The organism is Vibrio sp. 378 (assembly GCF_033339435.1).
Genome location: NZ_JAWOUO010000168.1, coordinates 1 through 1,037, shown reverse-complemented (window position 1 = coordinate 1,037; position 1,037 = coordinate 1). Strand labels below are relative to the sequence as shown.

Below are 1,037 nucleotides of genomic sequence, written 5' to 3'. Positions count from 1 at the left end.
TTTACCAACAGAATAAAATACTAGAAAGCGCACCGTTTCCAGTGCGCTTTTAGAGAAATAGTGAGGAAGTAAAGGCTAATACTAATAGCTAAAGCAGTTCGGAAACCACATCTGCAAGTTGGTTAAAAGTGTTTGTTCTTGATGAACTAGGGCGCCAAACCAAACCAATTTCGCGATACGCTTGCTGGCCAGGAGGGTCGATCACCACCAAATTTTGGTTGTGTAACAAGCCGTGTTCGATTGCCATTTGAGGAATAAAAGTGGTACCTAAGCCGTTCGCGACCATCTGCACCAAGGTATGTAAGCTGGTTGCCGTAAACGGGTTAATTTTCTCTTTATCGGTCAGCTTACAAGCGGAAACTGCATGTTCAGTTAAACAATGCTCTTTCTCTAATAGGAACACCGACTCATCCGGCAGATCGTCATAACGGATCGGTACAGGAATCGAATCGACTTGGTTTGCACTGATCACCATACGGAACGGATCTTTGCCGACGACGCGACTCTCCATACCATCGATTTCAACTGGCAACGCTAAGATCAGTACCTCTAACTCACCATGGCGCAGCGCTTGCAACAAATTGGTGGTGGTGTCTTCTCTTAATAGAAGGTTTAGTTGAGGGAATCGATAATTCACCTCTTGGACGAGGTCACACAATAAGAACGGTGCAATCGTTGGAATACACCCAACCTTCAACTGGCCTTTCATATCATCGCCCTGACATAATCGGCCAAGTTCTACTAAATCTTGTCCTTTGGCCAATAGCTCTCGACCTTGCTTTACGACCATTTCTCCCGTCTGGGTAAAAACCAACGGGCTTTTCTTGTCTTTCTTTTCGTAAAGCGGACAACCGATCAACTCTTCAAGATTCTGAATCCCTTTACTTAACGTTGATTGACTGACAAAGCAGCGTTCTGCTGCCTCGCTAAAATGTCGAGTTTCATGCAGTGTCACTAAATAATGTAACTGCTTCAGACTGGGCCATTTATTCATAATTGTATTTGTATCTACCGCTGTTCCAGTGATCGAGTTAATA

1 protein-coding gene is annotated in these 1,037 nt (G+C 44.2%); it reads right to left on the bottom strand.

Features of this window, described 5'->3' with window-relative positions:
- Positions 1 to 88: 88 nt before the first annotated feature.
- Positions 89 to 994 (bottom strand): hydrogen peroxide-inducible genes activator, encoded by a 906-nt coding sequence (locus R7Q48_RS24895; RefSeq protein WP_258679200.1) that lies wholly within the window; start codon positions 992 to 994, stop codon positions 89 to 91.
- Between the last annotated feature and the right edge of the window lie 43 nt (positions 995 to 1,037).